Source organism: Mycobacterium sp. (assembly GCF_052145595.1).
Classification (GTDB): domain Bacteria; phylum Actinomycetota; class Actinomycetes; order Mycobacteriales; family Mycobacteriaceae; genus Mycobacterium.
Genome location: NZ_JBKQOI010000117.1, coordinates 1 through 19,874 on the forward strand (window position 1 = coordinate 1; position 19,874 = coordinate 19,874).

Genomic DNA, 19,874 nt, shown 5'->3' on the forward strand with positions numbered 1-19,874 from the left:
TGTCTTCGGAGCGTTCGCCAGCGGCGACCTGGCCACGCTCAGCGACCTGTTCCACGCCGACGCGACCTGGCATCTCCGCAACGACGACCGCCTCGGCGGCATCCACCGCGGCGCCGATGCGATCATCGCCTACCTGACCGAATCGGCGCTGCTCACCGCCGGCACGCTGCATGCCGAGCCGCAGTCGGTCATGGCCGACGGCGAGGGCCACGTGGCCGTGCTCGTGCGACTCACCGCCAGCCGCCCCGACGGGCGCGCGATGGACGGGCCGCAGGTCGTGCTCGTGACCGTGGACGGCGGCCGCGTGCGCGCCATCGAGCAGTTCGTCGGCGACCCGGCGGCCGTGGCCGCGTTCTGGGCCTGATCCGGTTCCCCGGGAACAGAGGAGCAAAGATCATGAGCGCCAAGCAGAACATTGAGATGGCCAGGCAGATGTACGAGGCGTTCGGCCGCGGTGATGTCCCGGCCATCCTGGACCGGGTCACCGACGACATCGACTGGTCCACCGACGCGGCCATCCCGTCCGCACCGTGGTACGGCCCCAGGCACGGCAAGGAGGGGGTGGTCAGCTTCTTTCAGGCCATCGGCACGACCGGGCCGGTCACCGAGTTCACCCCGCTGGCCTACGCCGCCGACGATGAGGGGGACGTGATGGTATTCATCCGCTAAGCATTCACGGTCACCGCGACCGGCAAACCACGTCGCGATGAACATGCACCACTACTGGAAGTTCCGCGACGGCAAGGTGTGCTACGTCCGCAGTTCCGAGGACACCGCGCAGGTCGCCGCCGCCCTGACACCCTGACCCGGGTCCAGAAGCGCCCCCGGGCCACGTCCTGGACCCCTCTCGAAGCCATCGGCTGGGCTCTCACTCCGCCAGCAGAGCCCAGCCCGCGGGCCAGCAAACCAGGACGACCCATCACAGGGCCACGATGCATCTGACGCACTCCCGATCCCTGCTCGGCCGGCATCGTCAGGGATGGGGTAGCAAACGACTCCAGAACTGACGGTTCTGTGCGACACAGCCAAGGCGAATTCGTCATCAACAAGCAACGCCTATTCGGCAGGCGTCGTCGGGACATCGCCGGTGCTGTTACGCTCGGTCATCTTCCCTCGTTGCGACCGACGCGCCCGGAGCCGCCGTTATGATCGGCCAATCTGATGTCAGCACAGCTGCTTCAATTGTGTGCCGAACTGGCATTTCTGTGCCCCTAGGTATGCCGCCGTTGCGCGTCACGTGTCGGCGATCTTTTAGTTCCCCAGTTCTGAGCGCAGATGCCGCTCAGTTGCCTAACCAGATCTGCTACCCCAGGCTTCTCCCACACGTCCTTCTAGCTCGGCTGGTGCCCGGCAAGGCCTGGCCGCCGTCGCCGATCCACAGTGCCCGGTCCACCTGGCGCAGGGTGAGACCGCATTGCCGGGCCAGCACGCGGCAGGCGGTGAGGTAGGGCAGCCAGTCGCTGAGCCGGAACACCGCCAAGCCTGGCGGCATGAGCCGTAGCCTGCGGAGCGTATCTCGGATGTTGCTAGAGGATCCAGGTATGGCCCGGATGATGAGAGTCAAGGCTTACCGCGACGACCAGTGGGCGCATCGCTACACGGGCAGGGTCGCGGCCATCAACCAGTTCGTTGACAAGCTGGGCGCGGGAAACGAGCACGACCATCCTCCGTACATCCCTCCGATCTGCGGAGGGATCGACGCACTGGCGCTGGGCGTGTCAAGGGATCCGGGTCCGATGGCTGGCGGGATCAACGGCAGCGGCTTTCTGTCGATCGAGAACGACGATCCCAGCGCCGAGCGGATGGGCCGGTTTCTCCGCGAGGCCGGCATCGATTACGGCCGGGTCGTCCCGTGGAATGCCTACCCGTGGTTCATCAACGGCAACCCGACAGCGGGACAGCTGGGCGCGGGCGTCGAGCCTCTCCGGGACCTGATCGGCCTGATCCCCCGCTTGCGCGTGGTGATTCTCCACGGGACCGCGGCGGCCAAGGGCTGGAAGCTCTTCCTGCGAGAGCATCACGACTTGGTCAAACGCCGGGGCATCGTCTGGCTGGCGACCTACCACACCAGCCGGCAGGCGCTTCAGACCCCGGACCGGGTCGAGCGGGAACTGCGTGAAGCCAGCATTCGCAACGCTTTCGCCCTGGCGGCATCTGTCATGGGGTCTCCCGCCTGGCCTCTCGTTGACCATGAACCGCGATCTCAGCAAACCGACACGAGTCATGTCCCTGGCGGGATGGGGTAACCGGCCGTCTTTGTATTCCGGCTGATCGGAGGACGGGGCCGCATAAATTGGGCGATCCTGAATAGGGGAAAGCGTTTCTTCCGCGCCAGGAGGGGAATGCGATGAGCGCAGCAGCAGCCGGAAGCGGGCTGGCGGAATGGGCGGAGGAATCGGCTCTGCGTCGCGCCGGCCGCCTGACGGCCGGAAGGCCAGTGCCGGGGCGGCTGCGGTTCGTGTTCTACGGGCGGGTGTCGACCGAGGACTGGCAGGACCCGGTCACTCCGCGGGCCCGGCAGCGCGAGCAGGCCGAGGCGCTGGCCCGCGGCCACGGGCAGATCGTTGCGGAGCTGTTCGATGTGGGGGAGTCCCGGACGGTTGCGTGGGCGCTCCGCCCGCGGGCCGCTGCCCTCGTGGCGGCGCTGGCCGACCCGGGGCGCGGGTGGGACGCGATCGTGATCGGGGAGTACGAGCGGGCGTTCTACGGCAGCCAGTACGCGGCGATGGCACCGCTGTTCGAGCATTACGGTGTGCAGCTGTGGATGCCAGAGGCCGGCGGCCGGGTCGACTACGCATCCGAGCACGATGAGAAGGCGCTGACCGTCCTGGGTCTGTCGTCCAAGCGGGAGATCACCCGGACCAGCATCCGGGTCCGCACCGCGATGGCCACCCAGACCAGGGAGCAAGGCCGGTACCTCGGCGGCCGTCCCCCGTATGGGTACCGGCTCGCCGATGCTGGGCCGCACCCGAACAAGGCGCACGCCGCGTGGGGACGGCGGGCACACAAGCTCGAACCCGAGCCGCAGACGGCACCCGTCGTGCGGTGGATCTTCGCCCAGCGCCTGGCCGGGCATTCGGTAGCGCGGATCGCGCGTGCCTTGAATGAGACGGGGGTGCCGTGCCCGTCCGCGGCCGACCCCGGTCGCAACACGCACCGGACCGGGACGAGCTGGACACTCGGCACGATCACCACGATCCTGGAGAACCCACGGTACACAGGCCGGCAGGTATGGAACCGGCAGCGCACCGACACCGAGCTGGCCGACCCCGCCAACGTGACCCTCGGGCACAAGTCCGTGCAGCGGTGGAACCTGCCCGACGGATGGGTGATCTCCCACCGGCCCGCGCACCCGGCCCTGGTCAGCGAGGACGACTTCGTCGCCGCGCAGGGCATCAACGCCTCGCGTGGTCCGGTACCGCAAGATGAGCCCGTGCTCCGCCGGTACCTGCTGGCCGGGCTGCTTGCCTGCGGGCTGTGCGGTCGGCGGATGGAATCTGCCTGGTCCAACGGCAAAGCCGCCTACCGGTGCCGGCACGGCCGTACCAGCGCGATGGCGCCCGACCCGTCCCGGCCGAAGAACACCTATATCCGCGAGGACAAGCTGCTTCCGCACCTGCCCGCCCTGCATCTGTTTCTCACCACCCCCGCCACGCGGGTCCGGCGCCGGACCCGAGCCGGAGCCGACGTAACGGGCACGGTAAGCCCAGGCGAGGTGATCGGGTACCTGCGCGAGCACGAAATCACCCTCACCTGGAACCCGGCCGCCGCTGCATTGCAGGCGCGCGTCCCCGAGACTGAAATCGTCAGCGGATCGTTCGGCGATCTGCAGCGCCTCTTCAATGAGCTCCAGCGCGGCGTCGTCGGCCAGCAGCACCTTGACGCCTATCCCTAGTCCGTAAGTGAAGGCGACAACCATGGCATGGGTCGTCGGGTCCGTCTCACGGGCCATCGCGACGGCGACGGGGAGGGCAGGCAGCACCTCTGCCAGCGGGTGGCCCAGGCCCCCTCGGGCTACCGCGCGCGTGGCGTGGGCGAACGCCAGCGGAGACCCCATGATGAAGTTGCCTTTGGTGGGGTTGCCGTCGGCCAGCTCGATGACGGCCTGTGACCAGCGCAGCACGTCGGTGTATTCGCCGGTCTCGATCTTGACCAGTGTCGGTATCCACGACAGCCCGACCGTCATGGTCGGATCGGCGATCGCCTCGACCAGGGCCATGAGTTCGGATGCCAGCGCCGACGCCTCCCGCACGCGGGCATGAACCCAGTGGTCCATCACCTGCCCGGCCATGCCCATCGCCAACGATGCCTTGTCGCCGGCGAGCGTGCTCAGTTCACGCAGCTCCTCAAAGCGCGTCAGGGCGTCTTCGGCATGGACTCGGTAGGCGGTGCCGCATAGCAGGGTGCGCGGCGCGATACGCATCGCGGTGCGTCCCGGATCGTCGGGGGGCAACGCGTCGGCGATCTCTCGCGCGCGCTCCCAACTCAGCCGCGCCGCGGCCATATCGCGGTGCGTCGACCACGCGCCGGCACGCATATGCCAGCCATACGCCAGCTGCACATCGCCGGCTGCCTCTAGATTCTCGGCGATCACCGAGGCGTTCTCCTCGACCGATCCCGGGTCGCCTGCCTCGATGGCCGCGGCCAGGCTCCGGTGCAGCTTGGCACGCTCCGATTTCAGTTGTGACTCGTAGGCCACCGCGCGGATCAACGGATGCCGGAATGCGTACTCGGCGAGCGGGGCGAACCTCACCTGATCAATCAACTCCGCCTCGACCAGCGCCTCTAGGGCCGGATCGATCTCCAGGCTGATCAACAGATCCGGGCTGAACTGTGATCCGATCACCGCCGCGGCGCTCAGCGTCTGCTTGGCCCCCGGTTCGAGGCGATCGATACGTGCGGCGATGACCGCCTGCACGGTGGCCGGCACGCTGACCTCGGCCACATCGGCGCGGCACCGGTAGCCACCACGCTCGCCCTCGAGCACACCGCGTTCGGCAAGCTCGCGCACCATCTCCTGCGCGAAAAAAGGGTTACCGGCGGTCCGTTCGGTGATCAACGCGGCCACCGCGCCCACCAACGGATCCGGGCCTACCAGCTCACCGACCAACGCCGAGATGTCCGCATCACCCAGCTGTGCCAGCGCCACCGTCTGCGCGCCGGACACCTGCGCGAGCGCCCCGTGGTAGTGCGGGCGGTAGGTGATCAGCGCCATCGACGGGGTGTGCGGAATCACCTTCAAGAACCCGGCCAGCATGGATTCGCTGACCGCGTCGATCCAGTGCGCGTCTTCGAGGATGTAGAGCACCGGCTCGGTGCGCGCCAGCGACACCGCGTTGATCAGCGCGGTCAACCGCCGCCCCCGCGCGGCCGGGTCGATGGGCGGCAGCTCGGTGTGCGGGTCACGAATGCCCAACAGGTCATCCAGCAACACCAGATCCTGCGGGTCGACCCCGTCGGGAACCTGGCCGCGCACCCGCGCCCGCGCGGCCTCACCGTCAAGATCGCTGATCCCCGCGGCCGCCCGCAGCAGCCGCGCCACCACATGAAACGAGATGTCACCGGTATGGGACTCGCAGAAGGTCGAAAACACCTCGGCACCGTGGCGGCGCGCGATCGCGGCGGTCTCGTGAACCAGCCGGCTCTTGCCGATGCCCGCCGCTCCACTCACACACACCACACCCCCGTGGCCACCGATCGATCGATCGAGGATGGCTGTGACGGTGTTCATTTCCCATTGACGTCCCACCAACGTGGTCTCAAAGCGACCGATCCCCCCTGGCTGCGACGCCACCCCCAGCAGCCGCCGCGCCGACACCGCATCCTCGGCACCCTTGATGTTCACCATCTCCGGCTCAGCCAGCACCGCCGCGCCCTCGACCAACCGCGCCGTCGACTCGCTGAGCATCACCCCACCCGGCGGCGCCACCGACTCCATCCGCTGCGCCAGGCCCACCTGCTCACCAATCGCGGTGTAACCCGTAGCGCCCGAACCGATCTCACCGGCGATGACCTGGCCGGAATTGAGGCCTATCCGCAGCCGCAGGTCCACACCGTGGTGGCGCTCAACCTCAACCGCCAGCCCCTTGACCTCATCCTGAATACCGAGCGCAGCCAGACAGGCGCGCAGCGCGTGATCTTCCAGTGCCGTCGGTGCGCCAAAGACGGCCATGATGCCGTCCCCGGTGAACTTGTCGACCGTGCCGCCGAACCGCTGCACCACCGCCGTAGCGCGGTCTACCAGGCCGGTCATGATCTCCCGCAGCGGCTCCGCCCCGACGGCTGCCGCAATGGTCATCGAGTGCACCACGTCGGCGAACAAGACGGTCACCTGCTTGTACTCAGCCGACTGGGTGGCCTGCGAGAGTCGGGTTCCGCACTCGCCGCAGAACTTGGCCGTCGGGCTGGACTGCGCGCCGCAGGAACCGCAGATCAGCCCCGTGGCCGACAGTCCACCGCCGCCATCCCCACTGGGGTTCACGTCAGTATCATGTCACCGCTGATCAGGGATGTCCCGCCATATCGCTGTGCGATCTCCGACACGAAGTTTTGAGACCCTCATATGTCGTCTCAATCGAGACAGATGAAACGCGCTTGGTCACAGTCCCACGGCCATTATTGGCGCGTTGCAAGTCGGCCAAGTTAACGCCGCCGCCGTCATCCTGTGGTGTCGTCGCCAGATTTTCGTTGTTTGTCTTCCTTGTGTGCTTCGAGATAGAGCCAGCCCATGGGACCAATGATGGCGATTGCCGCGATGGTCACTGCCCATCGCGATCTGGAATTGAACTCCTGGACACATTCGAATTCAGATGACTGCTGAGCATAGAAGGACCCGCAATGTTCCACATGCTGACCGATCCCAAGCTGGTCGAGCGTCGGCACTCCCGTGGGCACAGCCTGATCATGTACCGGCACCAGCAGCAGGGCGGGCGGAATCACGGCCGCGGCGATGGCCCACATAAGCAGACCCAATCGCGAATTCGCGTCATTTAATTGAACGACCGCGACCCCAACGACGAGGCCTACGACGACCCCGTAGATTCCGAGCATGCCCCAGAAGAGTTCGTGGGGTAGCGCCGGCAGTCGCACCACCTTGTGGTAGAAGTCCCCAGCTCTTCCGGCGATGGCTCCGATGATCAGAAACAACAGCCAGCACACCCCAACGACCGCGGCGATGACTACGATCGCCACGGCGATGCCACGTAGACTGCCGTGCCGGTTGGGCGAACCTCCGGAACCAGAAGCCATCAGACTCACGCGCCCCTCTCGCGCCCGGCGCCGCCGGTCGCGGCGGCGACATGGCCGCAGTGACAGTATGAGCCCGTTCAGCCACGTTGTTTGACTACTGCCGAGCGACCGGCTCCGCAAACCCATAGAATTCTCGCGGGGTTAATCGAGCCGGCTGATTTCACCGTGAGTCCACTCGTCGATGACCCAATCCGCCCTGCGGCTACGACGAATCATCGATCCGGCCGGCTTCGGGTGCGTTTGCGTCGACCGGCGGGCGATACCGCGCTCGGGGCAGCCGACGAAGGTGGGGGTGCGCTGGGGCCGCAGAAGCCGGCCGTGCCACCATGGTGGTTCTCCTGCTCGGGTTCCACTCTTGACGCCGTCAAGACCCGAAAACAAAACCGCAGGTAATGAGCGGGACTGAGTCGGAACGAGACGGAGTGAGCCTGCAGGTCAGAAGGCATTTCCGCAGGTAGAGGCAGGGGTTCGAGTCCCCTTAGCTCCACCCTTAGCTCCACCAGAAAAGCCGAAGGCCCGCCATACGGTGTACGCCCCTCGAAGGCGATCATCAATGACGACATCTGGCTTCAGTCGACGGCTACGACCGCCGGCGGTGCCGCGAATCTAGTTGGTCGATGGCGATTCCATTGGGCTCGCCGCCGGCGTCCCCGATCCGCCGAATCCTGTTCTCGCCGAGGATCTCTGCGAGAGCTGAGCCCTTATCCGAGGCAAAGATGCGTCCGTCTGCCGTGACAACCATATGTTCGGGTCGTTCGAGGCCGTGCCCGATGGGCGTCAGATCCGTTACCTCGATCGACATCTCGGCCTCCTCGACTGCTCTTCAGGCGCAGTGGCGGTGGTCAGATGCTTGCCGGCATGCTGTCCCAGCCGCGAACAGCCGATGACGATGAGAAAACAGCGTTGGGGAGGTCGACGTCCCAGTCCGGGAAGCGAGTCAATACCTCGTCGAGTGCGACGCGCCCTTCGATCCGGGCCAGCGCGTTACCCAGGCAGTAATGCGCACCGACGCCGAACGTCAGGTGCTGGCGTACTGGGCGGGCGATGTTGAAGTCCTCCGCATCGGGGCCGAACCGCTGTTCGTCGCGGTTAGCCGCGCCGATCAACGTCAGGATCGCGCTGCCCTCAGGCACCGTCTGGTCGTAGTACTCCACATCGCGCGTGACATACCGCGCTGCCTGCAAGGCCGGCGGCTCGTACCTCAGGATTTCTTCGATGGCTCCCGGCAGGAGCGCTCGATCGGCCGCCAGTCGGCGGCGTTGATCGGGGTGCTCCGACAACAGCTTTCCCGACCAGCCTATGAGGCGGGTGGTCGTCTCTGCGCCAGCGACGGCAACGACATTCATAAACATCAGGAGTTCTTCGCGATGTAGTCGGCGCAGTGTGCCGGTTTCGTCTTCGAATTCGGCTTCGAGGAGCTCTGTGGTGAGGTCGTCGGCGGGGTGATCCACCCGCCAGTCGATGAATTCCCCGAACACCTGGCTGACGGTCATTGCGCCGCCGCGATGATCCAACTGCCCGCCACGTTCGATGGGGAATTGTCGGTCGCCGTCCTTTTGGACAAGTTTTTGAAAGTGCTCTGGGATGCCGAAGAGCATGCCGACCACGCGCAGCGGCATGACTGCGCCGAGATCCTTCACGAAGTCAAACCGATCCCCGCCGACCAGGGGGTCGAGGCATCGCGCGGTGAATTCGCGGACCTTGGGCTCGAGGGCGTTGATCTTGCGTGGAGTGAAAGCTCGAGCGAGCAGATTGCGATGGATGTCGTGGATCGGGGGATCTTCGAAGACGACGGTCCCGAGAGGAATCTCCATGCCGGACTTCAGAATTTCCAGCACCACGCCCCGCGCGGAGCTGAAGGTCTGGTAATCGACCAGCGCGCGATTGACGTCGTCGAATCGGCTCAGCGCGTAGAAGTCGTGGCGCTCGTTGTAGTACAGCGGTGCGTCGTCCCGCAACCGCTTGAACATCGGATAAGGGTCGGCGTTGAGGCCGGTGTCCCACGGGTCGTAGTAGACGTGGTCGGTTGCCTCAGCGGTCATGTTGATCCTCGTTCAGTTCGGCGAGCGCATGAATCTGCTCAAGGTAATGAGCCAGCGAGTGATGGACGAACCGCGCGGACAGGATCGTGGTCCCTCCTGCGGCCATGGTCTTCAGGATTTCCCGCGTCACCTCCGGCTCACCGACCGGATCGAGCGGCTTGTCGGCGGGCATCACCACCTCGAAACCAGCGGGCAGTTGAAACGATTGGAGCCACTCCGCGGCCGTTTCGATCGAGACGTAGAACGGGCACCAGCCGTCGGCAAGCCTGACCGCTCGTCGCAACGAGCGTTTGGTGCGGCCACCGACCCAGATCGGCATGTGCGGCTGCAGCGCACAGGGGTCAACGGTCAGGCCGCTGAACGAGTAGAAATCACCGTCATAGGCCGGCTCGTTACTCGCCAGCGCCGCACGCAATGCCCGCAGGGCGTCGTCGCCGCGGGCGCCGCGATCGTCGAACGGTGCGCCGAGAAGGTCGAACTCTTCCTTCAGCGAGCCCACGCCGACGCCGAGGATGACCCGGCCACCGCTGACATGATCCAGTGTGCCATAACGTTTCACGATCGCCAGCGGATGGTGATATCCCAACACCAGGGTCATGGTGGCGAACCGGATCTGGCTTGTGCGGGCCGACGCGTAGCCGAAGGTGGCAAGCGGATCCCAGTAGCGGGCACCGCGCCGCGCGGTTTCGGTCGAGGGTAGGCCGATGTGCTCGCTGCACGTCATATGGTGGTAGCCGAGCCGATCCGCGGCCTCAGCGACGCGCCCGATGTCCTCGACTGTGGCGTCCTTTTCCCACTCCAACGCAGCCCCGGCGACGTTGGTGACGACGGGCGTGGCGATACCGAGTTTCAATGCAAGGGCTCTTCTCCGGCGAGGATCGTCCGGTGCATGAGCCGGCCGCTGTCGAACGCGTACGGCAGCACTCGGTGCATGGTGCCGGTGTTGCTCCAAATGAGCAGATCGCCCGGTTGCCAGTCATGCCGGTAGACGTACTTGGGCTGGGTGGCCCAGTCGCGAAGGCGCGCCAGTAGTGCGCGGCTCTGTTCCACGGGCATACCGATCACGTAATCCGCTGTCGCACCTGCCAGTAGGGACTTGCGCCCGGACTGGTGGGTCCACACCAGCGGGCATGATTTGGTGGGCGACTTCTGCCAGAACGTGATCTCCTCGTAGCTCATCTCTGGGCGCACGTAGTACTGCGAACGCTCCGCGCTGTGGACGACCCGAAGGTCGGCGATGGCCTCCTTGTCGGCCTGTGGCAGGTCGTCGTATGCCGCGTAGGTGTTGCAGAACTCGGTCTGCCCACCGGTTTCCGAGAGTTTGATGGCTCGCAGCAGGGCGGCAAGATTGGGATAGGGCTGCAGCGAGCCGTCGAAATGCCAGAACATCGAGCCTTTCAGGTACTCGGCTCGCTGGTTGACGTCCTTGTCGAGTGAGATCTTGTAGATGCCGTCCTCGCCCTCGCTTTGCACGATGTTGCCGAGGGTCTTGGCGATGGCGACCTGTTGTTCGTCGGTTATCTGGAGGCCGCGGAAGAAGATCACGCCGCGTCGCTCCAAGGTGGAGCGAATAGTCTCAGCCGCATCGCCACTGAGTAGCGTGTCGAGATCGGTCTTGAGTTCACTACCGATTTTCGGGGTGAGGTCGATGACGTCCAATTGGGCAGCGGTGAGTCCCATGCTGATCAACTCACTCTCGTGAGAATGGTTTTCGCTGAATGCTTCACGCGCGGTTGCTTCCACAGCTCGACCGCCAGTGAGACGGTGATCAGCGAGTAGAGCAGGTTGCGTAGATTCGCGACGTCTTCGGGCAGCGGTTCACTGTAATCGAACTTGTCGATGTAGGCGACGGCGTCCTCGGCCTGGGGAAAGACTTCGTCGTAGAACGCCCGGATATCGTCCATGGAACTGTTCACGCGCTTCAGATAGCGCTCGTGCCCGTCCTCGATGGCCCAGTCCGGGACCAGGTGTTCGAGTGACGAAAATTCAGGCGGGAGAGAAGCGTTCATCGGTCGGCTTTCGCCTTCTCGCCGGCCTCGACGTAGTCGCCAACCACCTTGTGTAGGTGGCGCAACAGGATCTCCTCGTCATTCATCGTGAAATGAGTAAGGGCGCCGCTGTTCAGCATCGCCTGCAATCCTTCAGACGGGCTGGCGTCTTCCAGGATGATGTCGTTGAGGAACGTTACCGTCAGCTCCTGCCCCAGCCGTTCCTTATGGGTCTTCGGGGGCTGGTAGTACATCTCCGTTTCGAAGATGTGCGAGTGCGGCCCCGTGGGCCAATGGGTGTGGACCGTGAAGCCGGACGCGCCGAAGATCAGCACGAAGTTCGGGAAAAACTGGTACGAGTCGAAGCCGTGCTTCTCCGACCGGATGGGGTTGATTCCGGGCGGCATGGGGCCACGATCGACCCGCTTGGTCCAGGGTCCGGCTGCACTGGCCTCCATCACACACTCGATGGGCTTGGAGTACGGAGTTCTTTGCGAGGGCTCGCCGGCGAACGAGAACATCCGGTGCGGACCCTTGAGCTGCAAGAACAACGCGTCGGTGAAGGGATTGGGCTTGTTCAGGGCCTCCTTGGCCTCCGCCGTGAGGTTGCCGAAGGACGAGGCATGCAGATACGGCCCGTGGTAGCTCTCCGCGAAGCCATCGACGAATATCTTCCAGTTGCACTGCAACTCAGCCTTGAATCGGTATACCTGGTGCGGCCCTTCGAAGGGATAGCCCTCGAGTCCCTTCCCCAGGTCGCCGAGGAAATCGCGAACCGACTCGGTGTTGTCGGGGTTGAGATTGATGAAGATGAAGCCTTCCCAGACTTCGCATTGAATCGCCGGCACCCGGCAGCTGTCGGCATCGAAGTCGAGGAGCAGATCCTCGCGGGTGGCTGAATGCAGCGAGCCGTCCAGGTTGTAGCGCCAGCCGTGGAATCGGCAATACAGCAACGGCGCCCGGCCCTGGACTTCCTCAAACGGGTCGTCGCTCCACAGGATTTTGTTCCCGCGATGCGCGCAGATGTTGTGAAAGGCACGGATGACGTTGTCCTTGCCACGCACGATGATGATCGAGGTGTTCAGAAATCTCATCTCGCGGGTGAAATAGCTGCCGGACCGCGGCACCCTCTCGACGCGACCCATGTACAGCCAGGTCTTCTTGAAGACGTGTTCGCGTTCCTTTTTGTAGAACTCCTCGGAAACGCAGTCCTCGAGAGACACCGGGCCGCGACCCAGCTCCGGGTACGCATCGGTCCAATGTCCGCTCGCCGGCTTCGTGACCAGGGCTTCGGTACTCATAAGAGTGCTCCTCAATCGACCCGGACTCCACTCGGGCCGAACGTAACATCTGTCAAGACCTGCAAAAAGGGGCCAAACTGCAACACCCTGTTTCATTTCTGGAACACTGCAGGAGATGGAGCAAAACCTCCCGTTCGATGTCGATGCGCTGCTGATATTCGGCAAGGTCGTGGAGTGCCGCAGCCTGTCGAAGGCGGCCTCATTGCTCGGCATGCCCAAATCCACGGTCAGTCGCAAGCTCAGCAAGCTGGAATCCGACCTCGGGATCAAGCTGCTACGCAAGAACACCCATCAGCTCACGGTCACGGACCTCGGCGAGAAGATCTACGAACACGGGGTGAAGATCCTGACCGAGGCGAATGGCGTCCGTGCGTTGGTGGAGAGCAGTAAACAGGAGCCGCAAGGTGAGCTGCGGGTTGCCATGCCGGTCTTCGTCGGCATCGATTATGCGTCCAGAGTTGGCGCTGTGTTTCTCAAGCGTTATCCCCAGTCGCGGCTGGATATCCGACTGGTCGACGACACGGTCCACCCGGTCAGGGATGGCTTCGACGTGGCGTTCGGAACCGGGCCGCTGCAGGATTCGACACTCATCGCGCGGAAGGTCTTCAGCCTCGAGTTGTTTCTCTGCGCATCGCCGGAATTCGTGCGGCAAGTGGCGGACCCCATCACCGTTCCCGCGCAATTGAACAAGTTGCCGTTCATCGATTGCGGTGTCAGCGGCGGCCCACGCAAGCTCATCGTGACCAAACAGGCACGGCGATACGAGCTGTCGCCTCCGGTGCGGGCCCGCGCCAACAGCTTTCAGGTGTGCAAGCAATACATCCTGCAAGGACTTGGCATCGGCGCGATGCCGAACCAAATCATCTGCACCAGCGAGTTACGCGATGGCAGCATCGTGCCCGTGCTACCGGAATGGAGCGCCGACGGGCTGGATGTGCACATGATTTATCCCTTCCACCTCTCCTTCTCCACACTCATCAGCGCGTTCTACGACACGGCGTGCGAAATCATCATCGAGAACTCGGCGCGAAGCTGACGCCGCCTCATTCGCGTCCGGGCAGTTTGATCACCGACACGTACATTTCGAGGATCGGCCGGTAGAGCTCGACGTCGTCGAGTTGGCTCCCGAGCACGACGGAATCGCTGGTAGCGACGAGCACCTGCGCGAACGTCAAAGGGTCGATCAGCAGGGCTGCGTCCATTCGGTCGAGGCCCTTGACGATGAACGTCGCCAGTGCCTCGACGACCGCCAGTTTGCACACTGGCCCAGCCGTCGGGAGCTGGTTCTATCCGGCCTTCTGCCGACGGGCGGCCCCGACGACGCGGCCGCGACGGCGATGGCCCGCGCGCTAGCTGACCAGGACCGCGTGATCATCGAGCTGAGGCCGCAGTCCTGGAACAGTTTTGACGGCCGGCGGCCGCGCAGTCATAAGCCGGCCGCCTAGGTTCACGAGTCGCGCCGATGCATCACGCAGACGTGTGCGGGTTGTGGGGGTTGCGACGGTTGACGAGGGGCCTCTTATAGGACGGATCGGTTCGGTCCCGTGCTGAATCGCCGTTGGCTCCGATATCGGGTACGTCGGCGAACGGTATCGGCATGGTCGGCAGCACTCCGGACCATTCGATCACGTTGGTGCGCAACGCTATCCGCCATTGGCCGTGGCGACGCTCGAGGCGGTCGAAATAGCGGCCACCGGCGATCCAGTTGGATTCGTCGAGGTTGCGGGCAGCGAATAGGTAATAAGTTTCGGAATGCGCGATTTCGCCGTCGACGTCGCAGGTGTTGTTGAGCAATTTGTGTTGCGTAGCGATCTGCGCCTGCGCGTGCATGTTGTGTGCCCACTCGTAGAGATCGGCTGGCCCGCCAACGAAGTCGCCGGCGGCAACCTCGGCGTCGGGGTGGAATGCCGAGAGGAAGAGGTCACGGTCGAAGCGGTCCATGCCGCGGCAGAACCGGGTCAGACAGTCGGTGATGTCCTGACGAGTTAGCAGGCGTCCGAACCGGGCAAGTTGGTCAGCATCCATGGCCTGCTCCCGTGATTGGTTGCCAGATAGGGGATCCCCGTTCGGCGCGCAGCGACGGGATGATTTTGCCGTCGATGTCGGAGATTCCGTAGCGTTGTGCGAGTTCGGCGGTGATGAAGGTGCCCCCGGAGAGGTTCATCAGATCGGGGTCGGTGGCCAGTGCCGCGATGACCCGGCCGGGGAACTCCGGAGAGCAGCCCACAGAGGGACGGGTGACGATCGATTTCGTCATCTCGGGGCGAGCACTCAGATTGCGTTGTGCCCGTTCGGTCATCGTCAGTCCTTGCCACAGTGATACCGACGCGACGTTGTGGGGTTGTAGTTCGATGGCCATGTCGCGGGCCATCCGGTCGACGGCTGTCTTGCACAGTCCGAAGACGACTCCGTAGGTGTAGGTGACGCCGACGTAGCCCGACGTCGCGACGATCAGCCCGGATCCCTGGGGCACCATGATCTGCGCGGCGAGGCGGGCGGCGGCGAAGTTGGAACGCACGCCGACGTCGACCATCTCCCAGTTGGAGAGGGGTTTCTCCCAGAACGGTTTCGGGTCAGTGAGGTCATCGGGCAGCGTGAAAGCGTTGTTGACCAGAATGTCGAGCCGGCCCTGCTCGACTCGGATGCGGTCGAACAGGGCGTTTACTTGACCGTCGTCGGCGTGATCCAGCTGCACGGCGATCCCGGTACCGCCCCGTCGGGTGACCTCTGCGGCTGTCTCGCCGATCGTGCCTGGCAGTTCGTGCTCACCGACTGCCGCGGTGCGACCGGTGACGTACACGGTGGCACCGCTGTCACCGAGGGCCGCCGCGATGCCTTTGCCGACACCGCGGCTTGCTCCGGTGACGACGGCGACTTTGCCTGTCAGTAAGGTCATTCGGTGGTGTCCTCCCTCGCGGGGTTCCACCGGTCGTCGAAGAATCGCTCGCTGTAATCACCCGCAGCGCGTCCCGCGTAGCGGTTGGCGTCGAACGGCATACCCATGAGTCCTGTTGTCCAGTTGACGGATTCGCCCAGGTCCTGGACCCAGTCGTAGACCATGGTGCGCCGCGAGATCCGCCACTCGTTGTCAATCTTGTCCATCCAGTCCAGGTAGCGGCCGCCGATGACGGTGTCGCGATGCTCGCTTTCGGCGGAAACCCGGTGGTATGCCAGCACGTGGGTTTCCACCAACGCGGTGTCGGTGTAGAGGTCGATGACGCTCTGCCCCAGCAGATGTTGTGTGACCGGGATGTCGGGGGAGCCGGGGACGACCCAGGCCAGGTAGTCGACTAATGTCCCGGTGAAGATGCCGTGATCGACGACCGCTTGCGGCCAGTACGAGTCCGCGATGAGTTCGGTGTTTCGGCGGTCCTCGCCTCTGGCCAGTCGCGCGAGGCAGCTCCGGATCTTTTCGCGATCCAGCAGTTCTGCGAGTTCGTGACTCGGAGTGTTCATGGCATAGAACAATTCCACGGCCCTGTTGTCCGGCTACGGTAACCCGTTCATCCCGTTCAGGCCGAACAGCAGCCCGCCGGTGCCGCCCTGGCCCCCGGTGCCCGTCGTCGTGCCGGACCCGCCGTCACCGCCGTTACCGCCGTCGCCCATCAGGACGGCGTTGCCACCATCACCGCCGCTCCCGCCGCGATTCAAGGAGTTGCCGCCGGTACCGCCGGTACCGCCGTCGCCGTCGAGGAGGCCGCCGTTGCCGCCGCCCCCGCCAGTGCCCCCGGCGCCGAGGCCGAACCCGCCGATGCCGCCGGCGCCACCGGAGCCGGCCAGCATGCCGCCGGACCCGCCGACCCCGCCGGACCCGCCGACCCCGCCCATAAGGGGACTGCCGCCGCCGGTGCCGCCCATCCCGCCGGCGCCGCCGAAACCGAAGAGGAGGCCGCCGTTGCCGCCGTTGCCGCCGTTGCCGCCGTCCCCGACCGAAGCGACGACGTCGGTGCCGGTGCCGCCGGTGCCCCCGGTGCCGCCGGAGCCGACGAGGAGGCCGCCGTTGCCGCCAATGCCGCCGGCCCCGCCGGTGCCGGCAAGGGCGAACCCGCCCGTGCCGCCAATCCCGCCGGTGCCGAACACCCCGCCGGCGCCACCCGCGCCACCCATCCCGCCCAGGCCGTTCATGAGCTGTGTGATCCCGCCGGTGCCGCCCGTGCCGCCGGTGCCGAACAGCCCGGCAGCCCCGCCGGCGCCGCCCACCCCGCCATTGCCCGCCCCTTCGTTCCCGCCGGTGCCCCCCGCACCGCCGTGACCGAACAGCAGCCCGCCGGCCCCGCCGTTCCCTCCGGCGGTGCCGGACACCGCGCCGCCTGAGCCGGCTCCGCCGGGGCCGCCATTGCCGACCAGCCCGGCAGCCCCGCCGTTACCGCCGTTCTGCCCGAACGCGCCGGACCCGCCCGACCCGCCGTCGCCAAGCAGCCACCCACCGGGCGCGCCGTTTAGCCCCGTACCCGGAGCCGCGTTGGCGCCGTTGCCGACCAGCGGGCGCCCAGTCAGCGCCAGGAAGGGCGCATTGATCAGGTTGAGCAGATCTTGCTCGATGGTCTGCGTCGGATTGGCCGCAAACGCCGCAACATTGGCGGCCTCCGCGCTGGCGTAGGATCCCGCACCCGCGGTCAACGCGTGGACAAACTGCTCCTGAAAGGCCGCCGCCCGCGCACTAAGGGCCTGAAAGCGCTGACCGTGGGCCGAGAACAGCGCCGCAATGGCCGCCGACACCTCATCCTCAGCCGCGGCCAGGATCCCCGTCATCGGGGCCGCCGCGGCCGACTGGGCCGCGTCGAGTGTAGAACCGATATTCGCCAGATCTATTGCCGCCGCCGTCACCAGTTCGGGGGTCGCGATCACGAACGACATGGGATACCTCCCACCACGCGATGACCGATGCGGCAGGGTGACCCAGAATCGCCTGGCCAGCATTGGTCACGCGCAGATTAGAAAATCGTAGCGCGTTCAGGGGCAACCGATTACAAATCCGCAGGGGTGGCGCTTCGGGGCGGAAGTCGTCGTGCCGCTGACCGCGCGTGGCTGGGCTCGGCAGCTTCTTCAGCGGTGTCGGCGACGCCCGCTTCTGTTCGGCGTGAACGGCGCGATAGGCGAACCGGTTCACAGCCCGAACTCAGCGTGCGGCTAGCTCCGCCTCATGGAAGGCGTGTTAAGTCAGACCGTTGCTGCCGCACCGACTCCCGACTCGAAAACCTACTGGGAAACGAGACTCGAGCCTGCCGGGACAGCGATACGATTTGCTACTCGGTGATTCTGGGCAGTCGCCGCGCGTCCGGAGGTTGATATGTCGTTTGTAATCGCGGCACCGGAATATGTCACGGCAGCGGCTTCGGATTTGGCGAATGTCGCTTCGAGCATCAGTGCGGCCAATGCGGCGGCGGCGACCCCCACGTCGGCGGTGCTGGCTGCGGGCGCCGATGAGGTGTCGGCGGCCGTCGCGACGATGTTCGGCGCGCACGGGCAGGCCTATCAAGCGATCAGTGGTCAAGCGGCGGCATTTCACCAGCAGTTTGTCCAGCTTCTGAATGCCGGTGCGAGCTCGTACGCCGGTGCCGAGGCCGCCAATGCCAATCCCCTGCAGGACCTGCTCAACCTATTGAATACGCCCACCGAGGCGCTGCTGGGGCGCCCGCTCATCGGCAATGGCGCCGACGGTACTCCGGGAACGGGCGCCAACGGCCAAAACGGCGGGCTGTTGTGGGGCAACGGCGGAGCGGGTGGCTCCGGCGCGCCCGGCCAGAACGGCGGGAGCGGCGGGAGCGGCGGGTTTTTGTTCGGCAACGGCGGCCCCGGCGGGACCGGCGGGACGGCCATCGGCAGCGGCCAGGCCGGCTTTGGCGGCGACGGCGGCAACGCCGTCGGACTCCTCGGCAACGGCGGCATGGGCGGGACCGGCGGGGCCAGTCCGCTTGGCGTCGCCGGCGACGGCGGCTTCGGCGGGAATGGCGGGTTCTTGCTCGGCAACGGCGGCATCGGCGGGGCCGGGGGCAGCGGCTTCGTTGCCGGCTGGGGCGGCGCCGGCGGCGACGGCAGCGGCTATCTTTTCGGCTTGGGCGGCGTTGGCGGCACCGGCGGCGCCACCACCAGCAGCGGTGGGCTCGCGGGCATCGGTGGGGACGGCGGCAGCGGCGACATCCTCGACGGCTACTTCAGCACCGGGGCCGCCGGCGGTGCCGGCGGGGCGGCCGTCGGCTCCGGCAACATCGGTGGCCAGGGCGGCCAGGGCGGCGGCGGCGACGGCCTCCTCTTCGGCCTCGGCGGCCCGGGCGGGGCCGGTGGGGCCGCCCTGACCAGCGGCGGGACGGGCGGGGTTGGCGGATACGGCGGTGACGGTGGCGTTCTCTTCGGCGTCGGCGGAGCCGGCGGCGATGGCGGGGCCGCCCTGTCCGGCGGCCGCGGCGGTACAGGCGGTCTGGGCGGGCTCGGCGGCCTCCTCTTCGGCGTCGGCGGCCACGGCGGTAACGGCTACGGCGCGGCCGGTTTGGATTTTGGGGGTAACGGCAGCCAGGGCGGCTACGGCGGCCTGCTCTTCGGCGTCGGCGGCGACGGCGGCAACGGTGGCATTGGTATCACCCCGGGCGTTGGCGGCCCCGGCGGCTTCGGCGCGTATTTCATTGGCGGCCCCAACGGAAACAACGGGTTGACACCGGCCTGAACTTGGCTGGCAATGAACGACTCTCGTTCGCTGTGGCTGCTGGTCAGCTGGCGGAGCATCGGGCGCGCAGAGTGGGGACGCCTGGGCCGGTGAGATCGTCACAGTAGGCGCGGCGCCCCGCCATCGCTATCGTCAGCGCCAGGGTCGTCCCGCTGACGAGCGGGCCGGTGCCGCTCGCGAAGGAACCGTCGATCGCCTCCAAGCGCAGACCATTGATGGAGCTTCGGCCGGCGACCGTGAAGTCCCGCCGGGCATAAAAACCTGCTACCGGGGTGACGACGTCGACGGGGGGTGTGCGGAGGAGTCCAAGGGGTCGCCGAATATCTTGAGCGTGCACAATGACCTCACCCAGCCATGCGGCGGTCGGTCCCAGTGGCGCGGTGGTGCTGGTGATGACGCGCCGGAACCGCTCGAGCGTCTCGGCGGGTGTTTTGCCTCGGTGCTCGGCCAAACGCCGGTCGTTGTGCAGATCGAAGTCGAATCGTGCGCCCAGCGCACTGGCGAACCAGCGCAGGGGACCGATGCTCGCGGCGGCCGTGAGGTGAGCGACCACCTCCTCGACAATCCACCGCCCGCACAGTGACGGCTGCGCCCATTGCGCATCGTCGAGCCCGGCGAGATCGTCTGCGAGCGC

The 19,874-nt window shown here is 66.0% G+C and carries 19 protein-coding genes and 2 pseudogenes; 6 read left to right on the top strand and 15 right to left on the bottom strand.

The window, feature by feature from the left end; all coding sequences use genetic code 11:
• On the top strand, positions 1-364 hold a 364-nt coding region (locus tag ACLP4W_RS10335), incomplete at its 5' end, for a nuclear transport factor 2 family protein (protein ID WP_442386038.1).
• Positions 365-396: 32 nt separating this feature from the next.
• Positions 397-669, top strand: a complete 273-nt coding sequence (locus ACLP4W_RS10340) for a nuclear transport factor 2 family protein (protein WP_442386039.1) — start codon at positions 397-399, stop codon at positions 667-669.
• Positions 670-1,303: 634 nt separating this feature from the next.
• Here ACLP4W_RS10340 and ACLP4W_RS10345 read toward each other — a convergent pair.
• Positions 1,304-1,492 carry a hypothetical protein gene (locus ACLP4W_RS10345; RefSeq protein WP_442386040.1) on the bottom strand — a complete coding sequence of 63 codons (189 nt, stop codon included), beginning with the start codon at positions 1,490-1,492 and terminating at the stop codon, positions 1,304-1,306.
• 49 nt (positions 1,493-1,541) lie between these two features.
• Between ACLP4W_RS10345 and ACLP4W_RS10350 the strand changes: the two genes are divergently transcribed.
• Both ACLP4W_RS10350 and ACLP4W_RS10355 read left to right on the top strand, forming a co-directional pair.
• Positions 1,542-2,246, top strand: coding sequence for a uracil-DNA glycosylase (locus ACLP4W_RS10350; protein WP_442386041.1), 705 nt, complete (start codon positions 1,542-1,544; stop codon positions 2,244-2,246).
• Positions 2,247-2,347: 101 nt separating this feature from the next.
• On the top strand, positions 2,348-3,895 hold the full coding sequence (locus ACLP4W_RS10355) for a recombinase family protein (RefSeq protein ID WP_442386056.1): 1,548 nt from the start codon (positions 2,348-2,350) through the stop codon (positions 3,893-3,895).
• Here ACLP4W_RS10355 and ACLP4W_RS10360 read toward each other — a convergent pair.
• The 8 genes and pseudogenes from ACLP4W_RS10360 to ACLP4W_RS10395 form a co-directional block, all read right to left on the bottom strand.
• Positions 3,779-6,481 (bottom strand): annotated as a pseudogene (locus ACLP4W_RS10360) (AAA family ATPase); the annotation flags it as partial. The gene ACLP4W_RS10355 and the pseudogene ACLP4W_RS10360 sit on opposite strands and share 117 nt — an antisense overlap.
• A 176-nt stretch (positions 6,482-6,657) precedes the next feature.
• Complete coding sequence (locus ACLP4W_RS10365; RefSeq protein WP_442386042.1) at positions 6,658-7,191, bottom strand: hypothetical protein; 534 nt, start codon at positions 7,189-7,191, stop codon at positions 6,658-6,660.
• Positions 7,192-7,828: 637 nt separating this feature from the next.
• Positions 7,829-8,050: a hypothetical protein gene (locus ACLP4W_RS10370; RefSeq protein WP_442386043.1), complete on the bottom strand. Its 222-nt coding sequence runs from the start codon at positions 8,048-8,050 to the stop codon at positions 7,829-7,831.
• A 40-nt stretch (positions 8,051-8,090) separates the two neighbouring features.
• A complete protein-coding gene (locus ACLP4W_RS10375; protein ID WP_442386044.1) occupies positions 8,091-9,290 on the bottom strand; it encodes a cytochrome P450 in 1,200 nt (399 codons plus the stop codon).
• Positions 9,280-10,143 (bottom strand): TIGR03619 family F420-dependent LLM class oxidoreductase, encoded by an 864-nt coding sequence (locus ACLP4W_RS10380; RefSeq protein WP_442386045.1) that lies wholly within the window; start codon positions 10,141-10,143, stop codon positions 9,280-9,282. The genes ACLP4W_RS10375 and ACLP4W_RS10380 overlap by 11 nt, the downstream gene beginning before the upstream one ends.
• The gene (locus tag ACLP4W_RS10385) at positions 10,140-10,970 is read right to left on the bottom strand and encodes a TauD/TfdA dioxygenase family protein (protein WP_442386046.1); all 831 of its coding nucleotides are present in this window, start codon (positions 10,968-10,970) and stop codon (positions 10,140-10,142) included. Before ACLP4W_RS10385 ends, ACLP4W_RS10380 begins: the two co-directional genes overlap by 4 nt.
• A gap of 5 nt (positions 10,971-10,975) precedes the next feature.
• Complete coding sequence (locus ACLP4W_RS10390; protein ID WP_442386047.1) at positions 10,976-11,299, bottom strand: hypothetical protein; 324 nt, start codon at positions 11,297-11,299, stop codon at positions 10,976-10,978.
• Entirely contained in the window at positions 11,296-12,579 is a 1,284-nt protein-coding gene (locus ACLP4W_RS10395; protein ID WP_442386048.1) for an aromatic ring-hydroxylating oxygenase subunit alpha, read from the bottom strand. Before ACLP4W_RS10395 ends, ACLP4W_RS10390 begins: the two co-directional genes overlap by 4 nt.
• Positions 12,580-12,694: 115 nt before the next feature.
• Here ACLP4W_RS10395 and ACLP4W_RS10400 point away from each other — a divergent pair, with 115 nt between their 5' ends.
• A complete protein-coding gene (locus ACLP4W_RS10400) occupies positions 12,695-13,615 on the top strand; it encodes a LysR family transcriptional regulator (RefSeq protein WP_442386049.1) in 921 nt (306 codons plus the stop codon).
• A 7-nt stretch (positions 13,616-13,622) separates the two neighbouring features.
• Here the strand turns inward: ACLP4W_RS10400 and ACLP4W_RS10405 are convergent.
• The 5 genes and pseudogenes from ACLP4W_RS10405 to ACLP4W_RS10425 all read right to left on the bottom strand — a co-directional run.
• Positions 13,623-13,823, bottom strand: a pseudogene (locus tag ACLP4W_RS10405) (TetR/AcrR family transcriptional regulator); the annotation flags it as partial.
• A gap of 223 nt (positions 13,824-14,046) precedes the next feature.
• Complete coding sequence (locus ACLP4W_RS10410) at positions 14,047-14,604, bottom strand: nuclear transport factor 2 family protein (RefSeq protein ID WP_442386050.1); 558 nt, start codon at positions 14,602-14,604, stop codon at positions 14,047-14,049.
• Positions 14,594-15,475, bottom strand: coding sequence for an SDR family NAD(P)-dependent oxidoreductase (locus tag ACLP4W_RS10415; RefSeq protein ID WP_442386051.1), 882 nt, complete (start codon positions 15,473-15,475; stop codon positions 14,594-14,596). Before ACLP4W_RS10415 ends, ACLP4W_RS10410 begins: the two co-directional genes overlap by 11 nt.
• Positions 15,472-16,035 (bottom strand): nuclear transport factor 2 family protein, encoded by a 564-nt coding sequence (locus ACLP4W_RS10420; protein ID WP_442386052.1) that lies wholly within the window; start codon positions 16,033-16,035, stop codon positions 15,472-15,474. Before ACLP4W_RS10420 ends, ACLP4W_RS10415 begins: the two co-directional genes overlap by 4 nt.
• A 33-nt stretch (positions 16,036-16,068) precedes the next feature.
• Positions 16,069-17,436 carry a PE family protein gene (locus ACLP4W_RS10425; RefSeq protein WP_442386053.1) on the bottom strand — a complete coding sequence of 456 codons (1,368 nt, stop codon included), beginning with the start codon at positions 17,434-17,436 and terminating at the stop codon, positions 16,069-16,071.
• A gap of 433 nt (positions 17,437-17,869) precedes the next feature.
• Here ACLP4W_RS10425 and ACLP4W_RS10430 point away from each other — a divergent pair, with 433 nt between their 5' ends.
• The gene (locus ACLP4W_RS10430; RefSeq protein ID WP_442386054.1) at positions 17,870-19,240 is read left to right on the top strand and encodes a PE family protein; all 1,371 of its coding nucleotides are present in this window, start codon (positions 17,870-17,872) and stop codon (positions 19,238-19,240) included.
• Between the two features lie 43 nt (positions 19,241-19,283).
• On the opposite strand, the gene ACLP4W_RS10435 is transcribed toward ACLP4W_RS10430, so the two are convergent.
• The coding region (locus ACLP4W_RS10435) for a maleylpyruvate isomerase family mycothiol-dependent enzyme (RefSeq protein WP_442386055.1) at positions 19,284-19,874 on the bottom strand (591 nt) is incomplete at its 5' end.